This is a genomic window from Mycolicibacterium sp. Y3 (assembly GCF_051188035.1).
Lineage (GTDB): Bacteria > Actinomycetota > Actinomycetes > Mycobacteriales > Mycobacteriaceae > Mycobacterium > Mycobacterium fluoranthenivorans.
This window is the reverse complement of record NZ_JAVQLT010000001.1, coordinates 5,066,604-5,088,117: the sequence shown is the minus strand read 5'-3', so window position 1 is coordinate 5,088,117 and position 21,514 is coordinate 5,066,604. Positions and strand designations below refer to the sequence as shown.

Sequence of the window (21,514 nt, the reverse complement as noted above, 5' to 3'; positions counted from 1 at the left end):
GGTGACACGATGGGGCCCATGAGGCAACGGATCCTGGTCGTGGACGACGACCCCTCCCTGGCCGAGATGCTCACCATCGTGCTGCGTGGCGAGGGTTTCGACACCGCGGTCATCGGCGACGGCACCCAGGCCCTCACCGCGGTGCGCGAACTGCGCCCCGACCTCGTGCTGCTCGACCTGATGTTGCCCGGCATGAACGGAATCGACGTGTGCCGCGTGCTGCGCGCCGACTCCGGCGTGCCGATCGTCATGCTGACGGCCAAGACCGACACCGTGGACGTGGTGCTGGGCCTGGAGTCCGGCGCCGACGACTACGTGATGAAGCCGTTCAAACCCAAGGAGTTGGTGGCTCGCGTCCGGGCCCGGCTGCGCCGCAACGACGACGAGCCCGCCGAGCTGCTGTCCATCCACGACATCGACATCGATGTGCCCGCGCACAAGGTGACCCGTGCGGGGGAACAGATCTCCCTCACGCCCCTGGAGTTCGACCTGCTGGTGGCGTTGGCACGCAAACCGCGGCAGGTGTTTACTCGTGATGTGCTGCTCGAACAGGTGTGGGGATACCGTCACCCAGCCGACACCCGTTTGGTGAACGTGCATGTCCAGCGGTTGCGGGCCAAGGTCGAGACCGACCCGGAGAACCCGCAGGTGGTGCTGACCGTTCGAGGAGTGGGATACAAGGCCGGACCGCCGTGATCTTCGGCTCGCGGCGTCGCGTCCGCAGCCGCTTCCGCGGCTCGGGCCCGATGGTGCGGGGTCTGGCCGCGCTCGGCCGGGCAGTCGGTTTCGCGTGGCGGCGGTCCTTGCAGCTGCGAGTGGTCAGCCTGACGCTCGGGTTGTCGCTGGCGGTCATCCTGGTGCTCGGCTTCGTGCTCACCAGTCAGATCACCGACCGTATTCTCGAGGTCAAGGTCAGGGCCGCGACCGAGGAGATCGAACGCGCCCGCAACACCGTCAGTGGCATCGTCGGTGGCGAGGAGACCCGATCCCTCGACAGCAGCCTGCAGCTCGCGCGCAACACCCTCATCGACCGCAAGGTCGACACCGGTGCGGGGCTGGCCGGTGCCTTCGACGCCGTTCTCGTGGTGCCCGGTGACGGACCCCGCGCCGCCACCGCGGCCGGACCGGTACAGCAGGTGCCCAAGGAATTACGCGATTTCGTCAAGGCCGGCCAGGTCAGCTACCAGTACGCCGGAGTGCACACCGACGGCTTCTCCGGTCCCGCGTTGATCGTCGGCAGCCCGACATCCTCGCAGGTCACCAATCTGGAGCTCTACCTGATCTTTCCGCTGACCAACGAGGAATCGACCATCTCGCTGGTGCGCGGCACCATGGCCACCGGCGGCGTCGTGCTGCTCGGACTGCTCGCGGCGATCGCGCTGCTCGTGGCACGCCAGATCGTGCTGCCGGTGCGGTCGGCGTCGCGGATCGCCGAGCGGTTCGCCGAAGGCCATCTCACCGAACGCATGCCGGTGCGCGGCGAGGACGACATGGCGCGGCTGGCGGTGTCCTTCAACGATATGGCCGAGAGCCTCAGCAGGCAGATCACCCAGCTCGAAGAGTTCGGAAACCTGCAGCGCCGCTTCACTTCTGACGTCAGTCACGAGCTGCGCACGCCGTTGACGACGGTGCGGATGGCGGCGGACCTGATCTATGACCACAGCGAGGACCTGGACCCGGCGCTGCGGCGTTCCACCGAGCTGATGGTCAACGAACTCGACCGCTTCGAGACCCTGCTCGCCGATCTGCTGGAGATCTCCCGCCACGACGCCGGCGTCGCCGAGTTGGCCGTGGAAGCGGTTGATCTGCAGTCGGTGGTGCAGAGCGCGCTGGACAACGTGGGGCACCTGTCCGCCGACGCAGGGATCGAACTGGACGTCGACATGCCGTTGACCGGGGTGATCGCCGAGGTGGATCCCCGTCGGGTGGAACGCATTCTGCGCAACCTCATCGCCAACGCGATCGACCACGCCGAGCACAAGCCGGTGCAGATCCGGATGGCCGCCGACGAGGACACCGTCGCCGTGACCGTCCGTGACTTCGGCGTCGGTCTGCGCCCCGGTGAGGAGAAGTTGGTGTTCAGCCGGTTCTGGCGGTCGGACCCGTCCCGGGTGCGCCGATCCGGCGGCACGGGGCTGGGGTTGGCGATCAGCATCGAGGACGCCCGGCTGCACCAGGGTCGGCTGGAGGCCTGGGGCGAACCGGGTAAGGGTGCATGCTTCCGGCTCACCCTGCCGCTGGTGCGCGGTCACAAGGTGACCACCAGCCCGCTGCCGCTCAAGCCCGTCGATCAGGCCGCACCCGCACGCCGGGAACGCGAACCGGCGGGGGAGGGCGTGTGAAGCGCCTGCCGGCCTTGACGTGGCTTGTGGTGCTGATCGTTTCGCTGGCCGGCTGCGCCGGAGTGCCGAGTTCGTCGTCCCCGCAGGCGATCGGCACCGTCGACCGGCCCGCCCCGCCGAGCCTGCCCACGCCCACCCCGGGCATGGACCCCGATGTGTTGTTGCGCGAATTCCTCAAGGCGACCGCCGATCCCGCCAACCGGCATCTGGCGGCCCGGCAGTTTCTCACCGAATCGGCGTCGCGTGGTTGGGACGACGCCGGTAGTGCCCTGCTGATCGACCGGGTCGTGTTCGTGGAAACCCGTGGACCCGAACGGGTTTCGGTGAACATGCGGGCCGACATGCTGGGTTCGCTGTCCGACGTCGGGGTGTTCGAGACCGCGGAGGGCGCCTTGCCCGACCCGGGTCCGATCGAACTGGTGAAGACCCCGGGCGGCTGGCGCATCGACAAACTGCCCAACGGTGTCTTTCTGGACTGGCAGCAGTTCCAGCAGACCTATAAGCGCAGCACGCTGTATTTCTCCGACCCCACCGGCAAGACCGTCGTACCCGATCCGCGCTACGTCGCGGTCGCCGACGCCGACCAGTTGGCCACCGAACTCGTGACCAAACTGACCACCGGGCCGCGTCCGGAGATGGCGCGCACGGTGCGCAACCTGCTGGCCGCCCCGCTGCGCCTGCGCGGCCCGGTGACCCGGGCCGACGGTGGCAAGACGGGTGTCGGCCGCGGCTACGGGGGCGCCCGCATCGACCTGGAGAATCTGCCGACGACGGATCCGCACACCCGTCAACTGCTTGCGGCGCAGATCATCTGGACGCTGTCCCGGGCCGGTATCAACGGGCCGTACGTCATCAACGCCGACGGCGCGGCCCTCGACGACAGATTCGCCGACGGGTGGAACACCGCCGATGTGGCGGCCAGCGACCCCGGTGCTGCCGACGGTGCCGCGGCGGGCTTGCATGCGCTCATCGGTGGATCGATGGTCTCCCTGGACGGCCAGAACGCACCCCGGGTGCCCGGTTCGTTCGGGCAGATGCCGGGGCAGGTGTCGGCGGCGCTGTCGCGCAGCGGCCAGGAGGCGGCAACGGTGGTACTGCTGCGACCCGGCGCCCCCGACATGTCGTCATCGCTGTGGATCGGTCCGCTCGGCGGAGACACCGGCCAGGCCATCGACGGGCGCACGCTCACCAGGCCCACCTGGTCGCTCGACGACGCCATCTGGATCGTCGTCGACGGCAACAATGTGGTGCGCGTGCTCCAGGAGGCGGCCTCGGGGCAGCCCGCGCGCATCCCCGTCGACTCGACGGCCGTCGCGACCAAGTTCTCCGGGCCCATCTCCGAACTGCAACTCTCCCGCGACGGCACCCGCGCGGCCATGGTGATCAACGGCCAGGTGATCCTGGCGGGCGTCGAGCAGACTCCCGGTGGGCAGTACGCGCTGACCTACCCGCGCCGGCTGGGCTTCGGGCTCGGCGACACCGCGGTGTCGCTGTCCTGGCGCACCGGGGACGACATCGTCGTCACCCGCACCGATACGGCACACCCGGTGTCGTACGTCAATCTCGACGGGGTGAACTCCGACGGGCCGGCCCAGAACCTGTTGGCGCCGGTGACCACCGTCGCGGCCAATCCATCCACGGTGTACGTCGCCGATCAGCGCGGGGTGCTGCAGCTGTCCGGGTCGGCCGCCGAGGACAACATGAGCTGGGCCGAGGTGCGGCCGCTCATGGTCGCCGGGGCGTTGCCGGTGCTCCCCGGCTGACCGTGCCGACGGGCCGGCCCGTGACACGCCCGCCCGGGACGGGATGTCAGACGCCACGGCCACACTGGGTCCGTGCTGCTTGATCTGGTGCTGCCGGTGGAGTGCGGAGGCTGTGGTACCCCGGGTGTGCGCTGGTGCCCGGCATGCGCCGCCGAACTGCGTACCAAGGCCGCCGACCCCCGCGTCGTGACACCGCGGCTGGACCCCGGGGTGCCGGTGTTATCGCTGGGCCGCTATGCCGCAGCACGCAGGCAGGCAATCGTCGCGGTCAAGGAACACGGCCGGGCCGATCTGGTGGAGCCGCTGGCAGGGGCGGTGCGCACCGGACTGACGCAGCTGCTCACCTGGGGTCTGTTGGAGACGCCGCTGACCGTGGTGCCCGCGCCGACGCGCTGGACGGCGGCCCGTCGTCGCGGAGGCGACCCGGTCACCCGGGTGGCCGAAACCGCCGTCGCACCCCTGCCGGGCGTCACTGTCACCCGCGCGCTGCGGTTGACCGGCCTCGCGCGCGATTCGGTCGGCCTCTCCAGTGCGGACCGGCAACGGAATCTGGCGGGCCGCGTCCGCGTCCGCGCGTTGCCCGCAGTCCCCGTGATCCTGCTCGACGATGTGGTGACCACCGGCGCCACGGCATGTGCATCCGTCGACGCGCTGCAAACCTCCGGCGTGTCGGTGCACGCGGTGCTCGCCATCGCGAACGCGTGATGACCCGCGGCGACGATGTCTTCGATTGCCGTCAGATGAAGAACTCAAAACAGGTCTGCGAAATTGGTGGCACAGTCAGGTGAACACGGACTACGTTGGGGCCAACCACCCGTGAAGGTTTCACGGCGGCACCCCCTCACCGGGGCGCCCGTGCACCGAGCGGCTGCCAAGACACGGTAGGAGGTGATCACTCGACACCTTGCGCCGGCGGGCGCCGCATATGCACTTTCCCGCCGACGCGTGTTCTGACAATCCGGGCACGCAATGCGCGTGCGACACCGCAAGGAGAAACGAGTTGTCAAGTATGTCAACCCAATCCGTGCAAACCGATCGCACTACCATGGTCGTCGAAGACGAGGACCTAACGCCGGCCACCAACGCCGACGTTGTCGTCAAGGGCCGCAATGTCGAGGTTCCCGACCACTTCCGCCTCTACGTCTCCGAGAAGCTGGCGCGACTGGAGCGGTTCGACAAGACCATCTACCTTTTCGATGTCGAACTCGACCATGAGAAGAATCGGCGCCAGCGCAAAAATTGTCAGCATGTCGAGATCACCGCGCGCGGCCGAGGCCCCGTGGTACGCGGGGAAGCCTGCGCCGACAGTTTCTATGCGGCCCTGGAATCAGCGGTCTGCAAACTCGAGAACCGGCTACGTCGCAGCAAGGACCGGCGCAAGATTCACTACGGTGACAAGAGGCCCGTCTCCCTGCACGAGGCGACCGCGGTGATCCCGGAGCAGGACCTGCCCACCACCGCCCCCGAGTCGGCGCAGACCGAGATCGCGGTGGACGATCACGAGCCCGGCCGGATTGTGCGTACCAAGGAGCACGAGGCCACGCCGATGACCGTCGATGACGCCCTCTACGAGATGGAACTGGTCGGGCACGACTTCTTCCTGTTCCACGACAAGGAATCCGACCGACCGAGCGTCGTCTACCGCAGACACGCCTACGACTACGGGCTGATCAGGCTGTCCTGACTCCCACGGAGCGAGATCCGAGCACGAGCCCCCGGCGCGCAGCCGGGGGCTCGTTGCGTCTTCGGGCCGTATCTCGCCGGGCCGCCGATTTCGTTCACCTACGATGGACCGCAGTTACCTGCTGTGATGTTCATCCACTGAAGAGGAAATAGCGTGCTGGATAAGTTGCTCCGTCTCGGTGAAGGCCGCATGGTCAAGCGCCTCAAAAAGGTCGCTGACTATGTGAACACCTTGTCCGACGACGTGGAGAAGCTGACCGACGCCGAACTTCGTGCCAAGACCGACGAGTTCCGCAAGCGCGTCGCCGACGGCGCAGAACTCGACGACCTGCTGCCCGAGGCGTTCGCGGTGGCCCGCGAGGCCGCCTGGCGGGTGCTGGGCCAGCGCCACTTCGACGTCCAGATCATGGGTGGCGCCGCGTTGCACTTCGGCAATGTCGCCGAGATGAAGACCGGTGAGGGCAAAACCCTGACCGGTGTGCTGCCGGCCTACCTCAACGCACTGTCCGGCAAGGGCGTGCACATCGTCACCGTCAACGACTACCTGGCCAAACGCGATAGCGAGCAGATGGGTCGTGTGCACCGCTTCCTGGGGCTCGACGTCGGCGTCATCCTGTCGGGGCTGACCCCCGATGAGCGCCGCGCCGCCTACGCGGCCGACATCACCTACGGCACCAACAACGAGTTCGGGTTCGACTACCTGCGCGACAACATGGCGCACTCGGTGCCCGAGATGGTGCAGCGCGGCCATAACTTCGCCGTCGTCGACGAGGTCGACTCGATCCTCATCGACGAGGCCCGCACCCCGCTGATCATCTCCGGTCCGGCCGACGGCGCCTCGCACTGGTATTCCGAGTTCGCCCGGCTGGCCCCGCTGATGAAGAAGGACGTCCACTACGAGGTGGACCTGAAGAAGCGCACCATCGGCGTGCATGAGATCGGTGTCGAGTTCGTCGAGGATCAGCTCGGCATCGACAACCTGTACGAAGCCGCCAACTCGCCGCTGGTCAGCTACCTGAACAATTCGCTGAAGGCCAAGGAACTCTTCGAGCGCGACAAGGAGTACATCGTCCGCAACGGTGAGGTGCTCATCGTCGACGAGTTCACCGGCCGCGTGCTGATCGGCCGCCGCTACAACGAGGGCATGCACCAGGCCATCGAGGCCAAGGAGCACGTCGAGATCAAGGCCGAGAACCAGACGCTGGCCACCATCACGCTGCAGAACTACTTCCGGCTCTACGACAAGCTCTCCGGTATGACCGGTACCGCCCAGACCGAGGCCGCCGAGCTGCACGAGATCTACGGCCTCGGTGTGGTGGCCATCCCGACCAACCGGCCGATGATCCGCGTCGACGCCTCCGACCTCATCTACAAGACCGAAGAGGCCAAGTACATCGCCGTCGTCGACGATGTCGTCGAACGTTATGAGAAGGGGCAGCCGGTCCTGATCGGCACCACCTCGGTGGAACGCTCGGAGTACCTGTCGCGGCAGTTCACCAAGCGCAAGGTCCCGCACAACGTGCTCAACGCGAAGTACCACGAGCAGGAGGCGAACATCATCGCCGAGGCCGGGCGGCGCGGAGCCATCACGGTGGCCACCAACATGGCCGGCCGCGGTACCGACATCGTGCTGGGCGGCAACGTCGAGTTCCTCGCCGACAAGCGGCTCAAAGATATGGGCCTCGACCCGGTCGAGACGCCGGAGGAGTACGACGCCGCCTGGGAGTCGACCGTCAAGGCGATCAAGAGCGAAGCCAAGGCCGAGGCCGAGGAAGTGATCGCGGTCGGCGGTCTCTACGTGCTGGGTACCGAGCGTCATGAGTCACGACGTATCGACAATCAACTGCGTGGTCGCTCCGGCCGTCAGGGCGACCCGGGTGAATCGCGGTTCTACCTGTCGCTGGGTGATGAGCTCATGCGGCGGTTCAACGGTGCCACGCTGGAGACCCTGCTGACGCGACTGAACCTGCCCGAGGACGTCCCCATCGAGGCCAAGATGGTGACCCGCGCGATCAAGAGCGCACAGACCCAGGTCGAGCAGCAGAACTTCGAGGTCCGCAAGAACGTCCTCAAGTACGACGAGGTGATGAACCAGCAGCGCAAGGTCATCTACGAAGAGCGCCGGATGATCCTCGAGGGGGAGAACCTGCAGAAGCAGGCCCACGACATGCTGGTCGACGTGGTCACCGCCTATGTCGACGGTGCCACCGCCGAGGGTTACTCGGAGGACTGGGATCTGGAGAAACTGTGGGAGGCGCTCAAGACGCTGTACCCGGTGGGTATCGATCATCACGATCTCCTCGATTCGGGAGCAGTCGGAGAGCCCGGCGAGCTGACCCGCGATGAACTGCTCGGCGCCTTGGTAGAGGACGCGGAGCGGGCGTACGCCGAGCGCGAGAAGCAGATCGATGCGATCGGCGGCGAGGGCGCGATGCGTCAGCTGGAGCGCAATGTGCTGCTCAACGTGATCGACCGCAAGTGGCGCGAGCATCTCTACGAGATGGACTACCTCAAGGAGGGCATCGGCCTGCGCGCGATGGCCCAGCGTGACCCGCTGGTCGAGTACCAGCGCGAGGGTTACGACATGTTCGTCGCGATGCTCGACGGCCTCAAGGAGGAGTCGGTCGGCTTCCTGTTCAACGTCGCCGTCGAGGCCGCACCGCCGGCGCCCGCTCCCGCGGCGCAGCCGATGTCGCAGGGTCTGGCCGAATTCGCGGCGGCTGCGGCCCAGCAGGCGCAGGGCCAAGTGGCCACCAAGCAGCGGCCATCGGGCTTGCACGCCAAGGGGATCGACGACGGAGCAGACGGTTCGTCACGGCTCACCTATTCCGGGCCGTCCGAGGACGGTTCGGCGGAGGTGCAGCGGCCCGCCGGTGGGCGGCACGCAGCGACGGAACCGGGCACCCGCAAGGAGCGTCGCGAGGCGGCCCGTCAGCAGGCGCGCGACGCCAAGGCCCGCGGCCGCTGAGCGGCCAATCCGGCTTGAGCCGCTGAGCGGCCAATCCGGCTTGAGCCGCTGAGCGGCGCTAACCCACCTGCAGGGCCACCACCTGCCAGCGGTCGCAGACCAGTTCGATGCGTGCGGCAATGGCCCGCACCCGCGCGCCCCGGGTGTAGCTGGCGAACACCTCGGCGGCGCTGACCTCGTTGTCCGCGCAATCGGCGGCCTGGCGCAAGCCCACCCGGCGCAGCACTGCGGTGCCGCCCGGTTGGGGTGTGCGGGCCAGCGTCGCGGTGGCGTCGACGAGGCCCGGCGCCAGCACACCCCGCAGCTGCGAGGCCGGGCGCCTGCGGTCGATCACCTCAAGGACGCGGCGCAGGGCAAGATCGGCGAAGGTGCCGGCCGCGGGTGGCGGCAGGGGAGTTCCGGCGCCCGGCGGCGGCGCGTCGGCCCGGGTAACAGGCCGTAGATGAGCTGAGGACCGCCTGCGCAGTACCGGTGGCGGGCAGGCGACGGGCCCCAGTGCCGGCGGCTCGCAATCGATGATCGGCATCGCCACGCACGGGGTGGTCGGTTCTGTGGCTACATGCGGAAGGGTCGTCACAGTGTCTCTCCAAGACAAATCCAGCTGAACGGCACGGACAGGGCGCTGCTGGAGAGGCACAGGCATATTGATGATCGCACGGTTCCGAAGGTGTCCCATGCACCCGTGATGCGGTGCGGAGCCGATGCCGACTAAGTTGACGGTCATTCGTGCTTGATCCGGCGAGGGGAGGGGCCACACCGCGATGGTGACCAGGCTGTCGGCATCCGATGCGGCCTTCTACCACCGGGAGAACACCGCCACCCCGATGTACGTGGGGTCGTTGTCGATCGTGCGCAAACCGCGTGCCGGGCTGAGTTACGAATCGGTGTTGGAGACGGTGGAGCGGCGTTTGCCGCAGATCCCGCGCTATCGGCAGAAGGTCCGCGAGGTCAGTTACGGTCTGGGCCGGCCGGTGTGGGTCGACGACCGCGAGTTCGACATCACCTATCACATCCGGCGTTCGGCACTCCCGTCGCCGGGCAGCGACGCGCAACTGCATGACCTGATCGCCCGGCTGGGTTCGCGGCCCTTGGACAAGACCCGTCCGCTGTGGGAGATGTACATCGTCGAGGGGTTGACCCAGAACCGGATCGCGATCTACACCAAATCGCATCAGGCGCTGGTGAACGGGATGTCGGCGCTCGAGATCGGTCACGTGATCGCCGATCGCACCCCGAAGGCGCCGGAATTCGGCGAGGACATCTGGATCCCGGGCCGGGAGCCGAGCGATACCTGGCTGCTGCTGGGTGCGCTGGGCGAATGGATCACCCGCCCGACGGCCCAGCTGGCGTCGTTGCGCTCGACGGTGACCGAGGTGGCCACCAGTGCGAGCGCGCTCGTCGACGTCGGGCGCCGGGTGGCCGATGTGGCGCGCACGGTCGCCAGGGGCACCGCGCCCAGTAGCCCGCTCAACACCACGGTGTCGCGCAATCGGCGTTTCACGGTGGCGGGCCACCGCCTGGAGGATTACCGGTTGCTGCGCGCGCGGTACGACTGCGATGTCAACGATGTGGTGCTCGCGGTGGTCGCGGGTGCCCTGCGCAACTGGTTGTTGTCCCGTGGCGAGCCGGTCACGGCCACCTCGAGCGTGCGCGCGATGGCACCGAACTCCGTGTATCCCGATGCCGAGATCGATTCGACCGGGCCTGGGCAGGCGATCAGCGAAGTGTCCCCGTTCCTGGTGGACCTGCCGATCGGGGAGGGTAACGCGGTGGTCCGGCTGTCGCAGATCGCGCACGCCACCGAGTCGCATTCGACCGCGGCCAGCCTGGTCGACGCGCGCACCATCGTGACGCTGTCCGGCTTCGCGCCGCCCACCCTGCACGCGATGGGTATCCGGGTCGCGACCAGTTTCTCCGCACGGCAGTTCAACCTGCTGATCACGAACGTGCCGGGTGCGCAGAAGCAGATGTACATCGCCGGCACCAAGCTCGTCGAGACCTACGCTGTGCCGCCGCTGCTGAACAATCAGGTGTTGGCCATCGGGGTGACGTCGTACAACGGCATGCTGTACTTCGGGATCAACGCCGACCGCGACGCGATGAGCGATGTGGACGTGTTTCCCACCCTGTTGAGAGAGTCCCTGGACGAGTTGTTGGAGGCCGCCCGTTGATGCGCGTGTATGTGCCGGCCACGTTGGCGATGTTGCAACAGTTGGTCGCCGATCGGATGATCCACGCCCGCAGCGGCACGGCTTTCGCGGTCACCCCGACGCTGCGTGAGGCGTACGCCCACGGTGACGACGAGGAGCTGGCCGAGGTGGCCCTGGGCGAGGCGGCGCTGGCTTCGCTGAGATTGCTCGCCGGCGGTACCGGCGACCTTCCGCCGCGTCGTGTGGTGCTCGTCGCGGACGCCCCAGATGCCTCAGCCGTGACCGCGCGACCTGATCTGGATGATGCGGTGGTGCGGCTGGCCGGTCCGATCGGTTACGACGACGTCGTCGCCGCGTACGTCGACAATGCCGCGGCGGAGGCGGCGGTGGTGGCAGCGGTGGAGGTCATCGACGCGGCAGACCTGGGCGATGAGGATGCCGAACTCACGGTCGGGGATGCCCAGGATCACGATCTGGCCTGGTACGCCCCCCAGGAGCTGCCGTTCCTGCTCGACCTGCTGTGATCTTGGAGGCGACCGGTAATGCGAAGTTTGCGTGTGATGGCAACCCTGACCCTCGTCATGGCTTGCGCGGCATGTGGCGGCGGTGGCACCGTGTCGAGGACTGAGAGCTCGTCGAAGACCGCACCCGATAGCGGCAGCCCGGTGCCGCCGTCGGCTCCGGTTCCTTCTCCGGCTCCTGGGCTGGGCGCCACCGAGTTCCGTAATGTACGCATCTTCGACGGGCACAGCGACAAGCTTTCGGCGCCGTCGAATGTGTTGGTGAAGGGCAATCAGATCGTCAAGATCTCGACCGGTGCGCTATCGGTCGAACCGGGTGTGACGGTGATCGACGGCACCGGACGAACCCTGATGCCGGGCCTGATCGACAACCACTGGCACACCATGTTCGTACGGCCGTCCCCGGCGCAGCTGTTGACCGCCGATGTCGGCTATCTCAATCTGCAGGCCGGCGCGGAGGCCCACGACACGTTGATGCGTGGGTTCACCACGGTGCGTGATCTCGGTGGGCCGAGCTTCGGCCTCAAACAGGCCATCGATCAGGGCGTCGTCGACGGACCGCGCATCTTCCCGTCCGGCGCGATCATCACGGTGACCAGCGGGCACGGCGATTTCCGTCAGCCGAATGATCTGCCGCGCAGTCCCGGTGGTCCGCCGTCGCGGCAGGAGGAGATGGGTGGGAGCGCGGTCGCAGACAGTCCCGACGAGGTGCGGCTGCGCACCCGTGAACAGCTGTTCCAGGGCGCCTCGCAGATCAAGCTGACCGCTGGCGGCGGGGTGTCCTCACCGCATAGTCCACTCGATGTGATCACCTTCACCGAACCCGAGCTGCGTGCGGCCACGGAGGCAGCCACCAATTGGGGCACTTACGTCACCGTGCACGCCTATACGCCGGCCACCATCGCGCAGGCGATCGGGGCCGGGGTGCGTTGCATCGAGCATGCGCATCTGATGGACGACGAGACTGCCAAGCTGATGGCCGACAAGGACATCTGGCTGAGCACCCAGCCGATCCCGGCGGAGATGATCGGGGCGTTCCCACCCGGTTCCGACGAGGCGGCCAAGGCCAAGGAGATCGTCGACGGCGTCGACCATGTCTATAAGTTGGCCCGTAAGTACCGCCTCAAGACCGCATTCGGCACCGACATCCTGTTCTCCCCGCAGCTGGCCCCACAGCAGGGCGCCTTGCTGGCCAAACTCGGTCAGTGGTTCTCGCCGGCGGAAGTGTTGGCGATGGCCACCGGAACCAATGCCGAGTTGTTGGCCATGTCGGGTGAACGGTCGCCCTATGCCGGCAAGCTCGGCGTGGTGGAGGAGGGAGCGCTGGCGGATCTGCTGCTGGTGGCCGGGGACCCACTGACCGACCTGAAACTGGTCGCCGATCCGGGCCGCAACTTCACCGTCATCATGAAGGACGGCAAGGTCTACAAGAACACCTCGGGGTCCTGAGAGTTCGCCGGCTGGTACTAGATACGGAAGCGTAGGTTACGGTACCGTAGGTTGCGTGGCCAAGAACACTGTCAAGACCTCGGCCAATGTGGCTGACACGGTCCGTCCCGCGGTTCCCGGGGCGCCCCATTGGAAGACATTGCGCGCCATCGCCGGCCGGATCACCACGCCGCTGTTGCCCGATGACTATCTGAAGCTGGCGAATCCGCTGTGGTCGGCCCGCGAATTGCGGGGCCGGGTGGTCGAGGTGCGTCGGGAGACGCCCGACTCGGCGACGTTGGTGATCAAACCCGGATGGGGATTCACCTTCGACTACGAGCCCGGTCAGTACGTCGGCATCGGACTGCTGATGGACGGGCGGTGGCGGTGGCGGTCCTACTCCCTGACCTCGGCGCCGGTACCGGGCCGGGGCAAGCGGACCATCAGCATCACCGTGAAGGCGATGCCCGAGGGGTTTCTGTCCACCCACCTGGTGGACGGCGTCACGCCGGGCACCATCGTGCGACTCGCCGCGCCGCAGGGCAATTTCGTGATGCCCGACCCGGCGCCGGCTCAGGTGCTCTTCCTCACCGCGGGCTCTGGTATCACCCCGGTGATATCGATGCTGCGGACGCTGGCCCGCCACGGCCAGATCACCGATATCGTGCACGTGCATTCGGCGCCGACCGAATCTGATGTGCTGTTCGCCGCCGAACTGGCCGAACTGCAGCGCGCGCACCCGAGTTACCGCCTGATCGTGCGGACCACCCGCACCCAGGGGCGGCTCGACCTGCTGCGGCTGGCCGACGTGGTGCCCGACTGGCGTGATCGTCAGGTGTGGGCGTGCGGCCCTGAGGGCATGCTCAGCGACGCCGAGCGCATCTGGACCGCGGCCGGCGTGGGGGAGCGGCTGCATCTTGAGCGGTTCGCGGTGACGCGGGCCGCTCCGCACGGCACCGGCGGGAAGATCACGTTCGAGCGCAGCGGCAAAACCGTGCAAGCCGATGCGGCGACCTCGCTGATGGAGGCCGGCGAGGAGGTCGGTATCCGGATGCCGTTCGGCTGCCGGATGGGAATCTGTCAGTCCTGTGTCGTCGGGCTTGTCGAGGGCCATGTCCGGGACTTGCGGACAGGTGTGGAGCACGAGCCGGGAACCCGGGTGCAGACCTGTGTCTCGGCGGCATCCGGCGACTGCGTCGTCGACGTATAACTGTTAACCAAGAGCTAACCTACGGTAGCGTAGGTTACGCTAGAGTAGGAATTGCAAAGGAGGGTTGACCAGTGGCTATTACCGACGTACCTGCGTTCGCGCATTTGACTGACGCCGATATCGAAAGCCTCGCCGTCGAACTCGACGCGATCCGACAGGACATCGAGGACTCTCGCGGTGAGCGCGACTCGCGCTACATCCGCCGTACCATCGCCGCGCAGCGCGCCCTCGAGGTGACCGCCCGGATCGTGCTGGCGGCCAGTTCGCGACGGTCGGCCTGGTGGGCCGGCGCAACTGCACTCGGCGTGGCCAAGATCATCGAGAACATGGAGATCGGCCACAACGTCCTGCACGGTCAGTGGGATTGGATGAACGACCCCGAGATTCACTCCTCGTCGTGGGAGTGGGACATGAACGGCGCGTCCAAGCACTGGCGGTTCACACACAACTTCATGCATCACAAGTACACGAACATCCTCGGCATGGACGACGATGTGGGCTACGGCCTGCTGCGCGTCACCCGCGACCAGCGCTGGAAGCCGTTCAACGCCTTCAATCTGCTCTACAACACGGTGCTGGCGATGCTGTTCGAGTGGGGCATCGGGCTGCAGCACCTGGAACTGGGCAAGATCGCCAAGGGCCGCGACGACCGCAAGGCGACCATGGTGCGCTTGCGTGAGGCCGGGGTGAAGATCGGGCATCAGCTGTTCAAGGACTATGTCGCCTTCCCGGCGCTGACCTCGCTGTCGCCCGCCGCGACCTTCAAGTCGACTGCGAAAGCCAACTTCTGGGCCAACGTGATTCGCAATGTGTGGGCCAACGCGGTGATCTTCTGTGGTCACTTCCCGGACGGGGCAGAGAAGTTCACCAAGACCGACATGGTCGGGGAGACCCGCGGCGAGTGGTATCTGCGGCAGATGCTCGGCAGCGCCAACTTCAAGAACGGTCCGGTGCTGCGCTTCATGAGTGGCAACCTGTGCCACCAGATCGAGCACCACCTGTATCCGGATCTGCCCAGCAACCGGCTCTACGAGGTGTCCCTTCGAGTGCAGGCGGTGTGTGACAAGTACGACTTGCCCTACACCACCGGGTCATTCCTGCTGCAGTACGCCAAGACATGGCGCACCATCGCGAAACTGTCGTTGCCGAACAAGTATCTGCGCGACACCGCGGACAATGCGCCGGAGACCCGCAGCGAGCGGATGTTCACGGAGCTGGAAGGTTTCGGGGTCGAGGACCCCGTCACCGGCAGGCGACGCGGACTCAAGACCGCCATCGCAACGGTTCGCGGCTGGCGTCAGGACAGGCGCGCCGCGTAGGACACGAGCACACGCAGACCCCGCTTCCCGACAACGAAAGGCGGGGTTTGTGTTGTGCGCGAAAGATGTTCAGTAGGCGGGCTCGTTGAGCGTCGCCAGCAGCCGCCGCGCCGCGGCCACCCGTGCGGCGGCGGGACCGGTCAACTCGTCGAGCGCGCACTCCGGATCGGCGGGCGGCCCCATGTGCCCGCAGCCGCGTGGACAGTCCTGCACCGCCTCGGCCAGATCGGAGAAGGCCTGCACCACGTCATCGGGCGCGATATGGGCAAGGCCGAACGAGCGGATACCCGGGGTGTCGATCACCCAGCCGGATCCGCGCAGCGGTAGGGCGATCGACTGCGTCGAGGTGTGCCTGCCCTTGCCGACACCGGTCACCGACCCGGTGGCCCGGTCCGCGTCGGGCACAAGACGATTCACCAGAGTCGACTTGCCGACCCCGGAATGTCCCAGCAACACGGTCACGTGACCTTGCAGCATGGGTGCCACCACATCGAGCGGATCCTCGCGCCCGGCGGTCAACACGATCAGGTCGAGATCGACGAACTGCGCCGCGAAGGGCTCCGGCGGCGCAAGATCCGATTTGGTGAGGCACAGGATCGGCGTCAGCCCACCCGCATACGCGGCGATCAGGGCCCGTTCCACGAAGCCGGTCCGTGGCGGCGGATCGGCCAGTGCCACCACGATGAGCAGTTGATCGGCGTTGGCAACCACCACGCGCTCGGTGGGATCGGTGTCATCGGCGGTGCGGCGCAACACCGTTCGCCGGTCTTTGCGGCGAACGATCCGGGCCAGCGTGTCGGTGCGCCCGGACAGGTCGCCGACGATGTCCACCTCGTCGCCGACGACGATCGGGGTGCGGCCCAACTCGCGGGCCCGCATCGCGGTCACGTGCCGGTCCGGGTCACCGTCCAGGGCGCACCCCCACCGGCCGCGGTCGACGGTGACGACCATCGCTTCGGCGGCGTCGGCATGGTCGGGACGGTTCTTGGTGCGCGGCCGGGAGCCCTTGCCCGGGCGCACCCGGACATCGGACTCGTCGTAGTCGGCCGCTCTCACGATCGGGCTATCCCTGATCGTCCAGCAGCATGTCGGTCCACATCCCGGGAAAGTCGGGCAGCGTCTTGGCGGTGGTCCCGATGTCCTCCACCGTCACGTCGGGTACACGCAACCCGATGATCGCCCCCGCGGTGGCCATCCGGTGGTCGGCATAGGAATGCCAGGTTCCGCCGTGCAGCGCGGTGGCGGTGATCACCAAACCGTCCGGCGTTTCGACGCAGTCACCACCCAGGCCGTTGATCTCGGCGCTCAAGGCTGCCAGCCGGTCGGTCTCGTGTCCGCGCAGATGGGCGATCCCGCGCAGCGTGGACACCGAACCGGGGCGGGCCAGAGCGGCCAGCGCAGCCATGGACGGGGCCAGTTCACCGACATCGTGCAGGTCGACGTCGATACCGTCATAGGACGGTGCGCCCTGCACCTCCAGATACGAATCCTTTTGCACCGCTTCCACACCCAGGAGCGCCAGCAAGCCCAGAATGACCTCGGCGGGCTGGATGCTGAGGGCCGGCCAGCGATTGATCCGCACCGTCCCGCCGGTGACGGCCGCGGCGGCCAGGAAGGGCACCGAGTTGGACAGGTCGGGCTCGATGTCCCAGTGCCGCGCGGCGACCGGGCCGGGCTCGACCCGCCAGCGGTTGCGCTGCGAATCGTCCACGGTCACACCGGCGTCGCGCAGCATGGACACCGTCATGCCGATATGTGGAGCCGACGGCACCGACTCGCCGGTGTGCACCACGGTGAGGCCGTCCCGGAAGGTGGCGCCCGCCAGCAGCAGACCCGACACGAACTGCGACGACCCGGAGGCATCGATGTGCACCTCGCCGCCGTCGGCCCCGCCCTGCCCACGAACCTCGAACGGCAATCCGTCGCCGTCGATCCGCACCCCGACACCACGTAACCCGTCCAGCAGCGGGGCGATGGGCCGGGCACGGGCCTGCTCGTCCCCGTCGAAGGTGACGGTCTGGGTGCTCAGGGCGGCCACCGCGGGAACGAACCGCAGCACCGTGCCGGCCAGTCCGCAGTCGATCCGGGTTCCCGGCGCGGGGGCGATGGTCCCGCTGACCGTCAGCTCGGTGTCGCCGAGGATGGTCAGCCCCAGTGCCTGCAGCGCACCGATCATCAGGTCGGTGTCCCGGCTGCGCAGCGCGCCGCTCACGGTGGAGGTGCGCGGGTTCACCCCGTCGCTGCGCTCGCCCCGGCACGCGAGCGCGGCCAGGATCAGCGCCCGGTTGGTCAGCGACTTGGACCCGGGCACGGTCACGGTGGCGTTCACGGGTTCCGATGTCGACGGTGCCGGCCAGTCAGTCACGACCTCTATCCTGCCTGGTATGTGTGGGCGATTTGCGGTGACCACCGACCCGGCGCTGCTGGCCGAGAAAATCAAGGCTCTGGATGAGACGGTTGAGACCGCCAAAGATGCTGGTCCCAATTACAACGTGGCGCCCACCACGACCGTGAGCACGGTGGTCAAACGGCATGACCAACCCGACGACGAATCCACCCGGCGCCTCCGGTCGATGCGGTGGGGACTGGTCCCACCCTGGGCGAAGTCCAATGCCGACGGCAGCCCCGACACCAAGGGGCCGCTGCTGATCAATGCCCGCGCCGAGACGCTCACGACCTCACCCGCGTTTCGCAGGTCGGCGAAAAGCAAGCGCTGTCTGGTGCCGATGGACGGCTGGTACGAGTGGAAACCCAATCCCGCGGCGGACGGCAAGAAGGCGACCAAGACACCGTTCTACATGTACGCCGGTGACGGTGAACCGCTGTTCATGGCGGGGTTGTGGTCCACCTGGCGGCCGAAAGACGCGGCGAAGGACAGCACCCCGCTGCTGAGCTGCACCATCATCACCACCGACGCGGCCGCCCAGTTGTCCGATATCCACGATCGGATGCCCCTGACCATCAGCGAGGCCGACTGGGACCGCTGGCTGGACCCCGATGCGCCCATCGACGAGGGACTGTTACGCGGGCACGGGGATCTGGACCGCATCGAGATCCGTGAGGTGTCTCGGCTGGTGAACAGTGTCCGTAACAACGGCCCTGAGCTCATCGAGGCCGTCGAACCCGAGCCGGGCCTCTTTTGAGAAAGGCGGCCCTGTGACCCCCGACCTGGTCGATGCTCTCGGTGCCGACCTGCGCGCGGCCGGCTACACCGTCGACGGCGTCGCCGACCTGCTGGGCGCCGACGCGCACGCCGCACTCGGCAGGGGTGTGTGGTGGCCCGCATTGCGTGCCTGCGACGCGGCCGGTGGGCCGCTGGCCACGTTGGTGCGGCTGTTCCTGCTCGGTGCGCAGGAGACCCCTGAGCGGGTCGCGGCGGCGTTCCCCAGCGCTGGACTGGCGGCGCTGACGGCCGAGGGTGTCCTGCAGGACACCGGCGACACCGTCCGCGCGATCCTCGACATCCGGCCCCATTCCGACGGGGCTCGCGATTTTCTCGTGGTGTCCGATCAGGATGCCGCCGTGCGCAGCGGGCCCGTCCAGCCCGACCACGTACTCGGTATCGGCGGCGCCTCGATGTCCCTGGCCCGTGCCGTGGTGCGCACACCCGCGCGACGTGCACTCGATCTCGGCACCGGCTGCGGCATCCAGGCCCTGCACCTGGATGCGCACTGCGACGAGATCGTGGCGACCGATACCAATGAGCGGGCGTTGACGCTGGCCGCGGCTACTGCGCGCCTCAACGGAATGTCATGGGATCTGCGGCGCGGCAGCCTGTTCGAGCCGGTCTCGGGGGAGCGGTTCGACCTGATCGTGTCGAACCCGCCGTTCGTGGTGGGCGTCGGGTCTCAGGACTATATCTACCGCGACTCCGGCATGGCCGGAGATGCGTTGTGCCGCATCATCGTCGAACAGATCGGCGACCATCTGAATCCCGGCGGTACCGCCCTTGTCATGGCCAATTGGATTGTCCAGGGTGATGATTGGCGCCCCCGCGTGCAGGGTTGGCTGGCCGGCACCGGACTGCATGCCTGGGTGGTGCAGCGCGAACTGGCCGACCCGGTCAGCTATGTCTCGCTGTGGTTGGCCGATGCCGGTGAGGAACCCGAGCAGGCCGCGGCGCGGGGTGGCGCGTGGCTGGACTGGTTCGCCGAACAGGGCGTCACCGGTATCGGCATGGGGCTGATCTCCTTGCGCGTGCCCCGTCCCGGGGAAGCGGCGGAACAGACGTATGAGGAGATTCTCGACGAGCCGGTCACGGGAGCCGAAGTCGACGCCTTCTTCGCGCGCCGCGCCTACCTGCGCGACACCACCGATGCGGACCTGCTGGCGGCGAGATTGTCGACGGCGCCGGTGATTCTGGAGGAGCGGTCGCTGCCCGGGCCCGACGGCTGGCAGCAGGTCAGTGCGGCGGTGCGCAGGCCCGGCGGGCCGGCCGCGGTGATCGGCGTCGACGACGTGTTGCGGGCCCTGCTGGCCGGATGCCGCGGCGAGGTGCCACTGGGCACGTTGCTGCAACTGCTGGCCACCCACCACGGTGTCGATGCCGACGCGCTGGCCGAAGCCGCGCTGCCCGAGATCCGCGAGGCCATCGGCCGCGGAATCCTTTACCAGGCAGGCTGAGTCAGCGTCGGACGGCGGTCACCACCGCATAGGGCGAATCGAAGGTCACCCCACCGGGTCCGGCGTGCGCGGAGAACGCCGAGGTGAACGCGTCCAGCAGCCGGGACCGCGTCCCGTCGTCGAGCTGACCCAGGACCGACAGGTGTATCGGCGATTCCCGGGTAAGGAACCGCATCGCCTGCTCGGTTGATTCGAATTGCCATGTGAGCACACCGGATTCGATGTGGATATCGGTGAAATCGCCGGCCAGTCGAGCCTCGGCGGTGCCCGGCTCACCCCACTGGTCGGGACCGTATGCAGCGGGTGGCGGCGGCCCGAGCACCTCCACGATCGGGTTGTAGAACGGGTTGTCGGCAGCGCGCACCCAGGTGGAGAAGCCGAGTATGCCGCCGGGGCGCAGCAAGCGGGTCAGTTCGGCGACCATGGCGCCGGGTTCGACGAAGATGAGGCCCATATTCGACACGGCGGCATCGAATTCGGCAGCGGGCAGCCCGGTGGCACTGGCGTCGGCGGCGACCCAGCGCACGGCGTCACCGCCGGGTTTCGCGGCGGCGATCGCCAACAGTTCGGGCGTGATGTCCACCCCGGTGACCTTCGCACCCGCGGCGGCGGCGGCCAGCGCCGCGCTGCCGGTCCCACAGGCCACGTCGATCACGTCGGCACCGTCGAGTGGTCCCAGCGCTGCGACGATGCGCGCGGCGATCGGGGCGATGTGTTCGGCGACGGATTCATACCGTCCTGCGGACCAGGTCGTCACCGAGTCACCCTATGTCAGGATGACCCGGTGTCAGGCTTCTCCGTCACCGCGCCGCCGTTGCCGCGCCCGGTGTTCATCGGGCAGTTCTGGGGGGACCTGACGTTCCTGCACTGGCCTGTCGAACCGGACTCCGTCGCGCACCTGTACCCCGCGGGTACCCGTCCGGATGTGTTCGAGGACGGGCTGACCTACGTGGGTCTGGTGCCGTTCGTCATGACGTGCAGCGCACTCGGCGACCGGTTGCCGCTGCCGTACTTCGGCGCGTTCGCCGAGACCAACGTCCGGCTGTACTCGGTCGACGACGCCGGCCGGCACGGTGTCTTGTTCCGGTCGTTGGAGACCGAGCGGCTCGCGGTCGTCGGGCTCACCCGGGCCGTGCTGGGCGTGCCCTACACCTGGGCCCGGATGCGAGTCACCCGGCACGACAACACGATTGCCTACGCCAGTGTCCGGCGCTGGCCGCGGCGGGGACTGCGCTCCCGGCTGGAGGTGCTGGTCGGGGGTCCGGTGCAACCGACCCCGCTGGAGATCTGGCTGACCGCCCGCTGGGGTGCGCACACCCGCAAGGCCGGACGCACCTGGTGGGTGCCCAACGAACACCCGGCGTGGTCCCTGCACGCCGCCGAGGTCATCGGGCTCGACGACGATCTGGTGCCGGCGAGCGGCGTCGCGGTGGCGGGGCAGCGGCTGCGGGCGCTGTACTCGATGGGGGTGCGTGCCCGTTTCGGCCGGCCCAGTCTGGTCTGATAC

18 protein-coding genes are annotated in these 21,514 nt (G+C 67.7%); 14 read left to right on the top strand and 4 right to left on the bottom strand.

What is annotated here, in order from left to right:
- The first annotated feature begins 9 nt into the window (after window positions 1-9).
- From mtrA to secA, 6 genes are all read left to right on the top strand, one after another.
- The gene (gene mtrA / locus QN239_RS24775; protein WP_090355772.1) at window positions 10-696 is read left to right on the top strand and encodes a two-component system response regulator MtrA; all 687 of its coding nucleotides are present in this window, start codon (window positions 10-12) and stop codon (window positions 694-696) included.
- A complete protein-coding gene (mtrB, locus tag QN239_RS24770) occupies window positions 693-2,342 on the top strand; it encodes an MtrAB system histidine kinase MtrB (protein ID WP_499014448.1) in 1,650 nt (549 codons plus the stop codon). The genes mtrA and mtrB overlap by 4 nt, the downstream gene beginning before the upstream one ends.
- The gene (gene lpqB, locus QN239_RS24765; RefSeq protein ID WP_167157511.1) at window positions 2,339-4,105 is read left to right on the top strand and encodes an MtrAB system accessory lipoprotein LpqB; all 1,767 of its coding nucleotides are present in this window, start codon (window positions 2,339-2,341) and stop codon (window positions 4,103-4,105) included. Before mtrB ends, lpqB begins: the two co-directional genes overlap by 4 nt.
- Window positions 4,106-4,180: 75 nt before the next feature.
- Complete coding sequence (locus QN239_RS24760; RefSeq protein ID WP_090356259.1) at window positions 4,181-4,810, top strand: ComF family protein; 630 nt, start codon at window positions 4,181-4,183, stop codon at window positions 4,808-4,810.
- Between the two features lie 304 nt (window positions 4,811-5,114).
- Entirely contained in the window at window positions 5,115-5,789 is a 675-nt protein-coding gene (hpf, locus tag QN239_RS24755) for a ribosome hibernation-promoting factor, HPF/YfiA family (RefSeq protein WP_499014446.1), read from the top strand.
- 153 nt (window positions 5,790-5,942) lie between these two features.
- Entirely contained in the window at window positions 5,943-8,756 is a 2,814-nt protein-coding gene (secA, locus tag QN239_RS24750) for a preprotein translocase subunit SecA (protein WP_090355762.1), read from the top strand.
- A gap of 58 nt (window positions 8,757-8,814) precedes the next feature.
- Here secA and QN239_RS24745 read toward each other — a convergent pair whose 3' ends face one another.
- The gene (locus tag QN239_RS24745; RefSeq protein ID WP_499014444.1) at window positions 8,815-9,282 is read right to left on the bottom strand and encodes an Rv3235 family protein; all 468 of its coding nucleotides are present in this window, start codon (window positions 9,280-9,282) and stop codon (window positions 8,815-8,817) included.
- Between the two features lie 235 nt (window positions 9,283-9,517).
- On the opposite strand from QN239_RS24745, the gene QN239_RS24740 reads away from it, so the two are divergent.
- From QN239_RS24740 to QN239_RS24720, 5 genes are all read left to right on the top strand, one after another.
- On the top strand, window positions 9,518-10,927 hold the full coding sequence (locus tag QN239_RS24740; RefSeq protein ID WP_090355757.1) for a WS/DGAT/MGAT family O-acyltransferase: 1,410 nt from the start codon (window positions 9,518-9,520) through the stop codon (window positions 10,925-10,927).
- Complete coding sequence (locus tag QN239_RS24735) at window positions 10,927-11,430, top strand: DUF6912 family protein (RefSeq protein WP_499014442.1); 504 nt, start codon at window positions 10,927-10,929, stop codon at window positions 11,428-11,430. The genes QN239_RS24740 and QN239_RS24735 overlap by 1 nt, the downstream gene beginning before the upstream one ends.
- Before the next feature lie 90 nt (window positions 11,431-11,520).
- Complete coding sequence (locus tag QN239_RS24730) at window positions 11,521-12,876, top strand: metal-dependent hydrolase family protein (protein WP_499014441.1); 1,356 nt, start codon at window positions 11,521-11,523, stop codon at window positions 12,874-12,876.
- A 55-nt stretch (window positions 12,877-12,931) separates the two neighbouring features.
- Window positions 12,932-14,065, top strand: a complete 1,134-nt coding sequence (locus tag QN239_RS24725; RefSeq protein WP_499014440.1) for a ferredoxin reductase — start codon at window positions 12,932-12,934, stop codon at window positions 14,063-14,065.
- Between the two features lie 71 nt (window positions 14,066-14,136).
- Complete coding sequence (locus tag QN239_RS24720) at window positions 14,137-15,384, top strand: fatty acid desaturase family protein (protein WP_499014438.1); 1,248 nt, start codon at window positions 14,137-14,139, stop codon at window positions 15,382-15,384.
- 69 nt (window positions 15,385-15,453) lie between these two features.
- Here QN239_RS24720 and rsgA read toward each other — a convergent pair whose 3' ends face one another.
- Window positions 15,454-16,440: a ribosome small subunit-dependent GTPase A gene (gene rsgA / locus QN239_RS24715; RefSeq protein WP_090355747.1), complete on the bottom strand. Its 987-nt coding sequence runs from the start codon at window positions 16,438-16,440 to the stop codon at window positions 15,454-15,456.
- Window positions 16,441-16,447: 7 nt separating this feature from the next.
- A complete protein-coding gene (gene aroA / locus QN239_RS24710; protein WP_499014437.1) occupies window positions 16,448-17,749 on the bottom strand; it encodes a 3-phosphoshikimate 1-carboxyvinyltransferase in 1,302 nt (433 codons plus the stop codon).
- A gap of 19 nt (window positions 17,750-17,768) precedes the next feature.
- On the opposite strand from aroA, the gene QN239_RS24705 reads away from it, so the two are divergent.
- Window positions 17,769-18,527, top strand: coding sequence for an SOS response-associated peptidase (locus tag QN239_RS24705; RefSeq protein ID WP_499014435.1), 759 nt, complete (start codon window positions 17,769-17,771; stop codon window positions 18,525-18,527).
- Between the two features lie 13 nt (window positions 18,528-18,540).
- Window positions 18,541-20,007: a DUF7782 domain-containing protein gene (locus tag QN239_RS24700; protein WP_499014433.1), complete on the top strand. Its 1,467-nt coding sequence runs from the start codon at window positions 18,541-18,543 to the stop codon at window positions 20,005-20,007.
- Between the two features lies 1 nt (window position 20,008).
- Here QN239_RS24700 and QN239_RS24695 read toward each other — a convergent pair whose 3' ends face one another.
- Window positions 20,009-20,764, bottom strand: a complete 756-nt coding sequence (locus QN239_RS24695; RefSeq protein WP_499014432.1) for a class I SAM-dependent methyltransferase — start codon at window positions 20,762-20,764, stop codon at window positions 20,009-20,011.
- 27 nt (window positions 20,765-20,791) lie between these two features.
- On the opposite strand from QN239_RS24695, the gene QN239_RS24690 reads away from it, so the two are divergent.
- Window positions 20,792-21,511: a YqjF family protein gene (locus QN239_RS24690; RefSeq protein ID WP_499014430.1), complete on the top strand. Its 720-nt coding sequence runs from the start codon at window positions 20,792-20,794 to the stop codon at window positions 21,509-21,511.
- Window positions 21,512-21,514 lie beyond the last annotated feature (3 nt).

Bases quoted from the DNA above. Each gene is read 5' to 3' on its own strand.
- mtrA (WP_090355772.1), top strand. From the start codon at position 10: ATGGGGCCCATGAGGCAACGGATCCTGGTCGTGGACGACGACCCCTCC.
- hpf (WP_499014446.1), top strand. From the start codon at position 5,115: ATGTCAACCCAATCCGTGCAAACCGATCGCACTACCATGGTCGTCGAA.
- QN239_RS24745 (WP_499014444.1), bottom strand. From the start codon at position 9,282: ATGCCGATCATCGATTGCGAGCCGCCGGCACTGGGGCCCGTCGCCTGC.
- QN239_RS24740 (WP_090355757.1), top strand. From the start codon at position 9,518: ATGGTGACCAGGCTGTCGGCATCCGATGCGGCCTTCTACCACCGGGAG.
- QN239_RS24735 (WP_499014442.1), top strand. From the start codon at position 10,927: ATGCGCGTGTATGTGCCGGCCACGTTGGCGATGTTGCAACAGTTGGTC.
- QN239_RS24705 (WP_499014435.1), top strand. From the start codon at position 17,769: ATGTGTGGGCGATTTGCGGTGACCACCGACCCGGCGCTGCTGGCCGAG.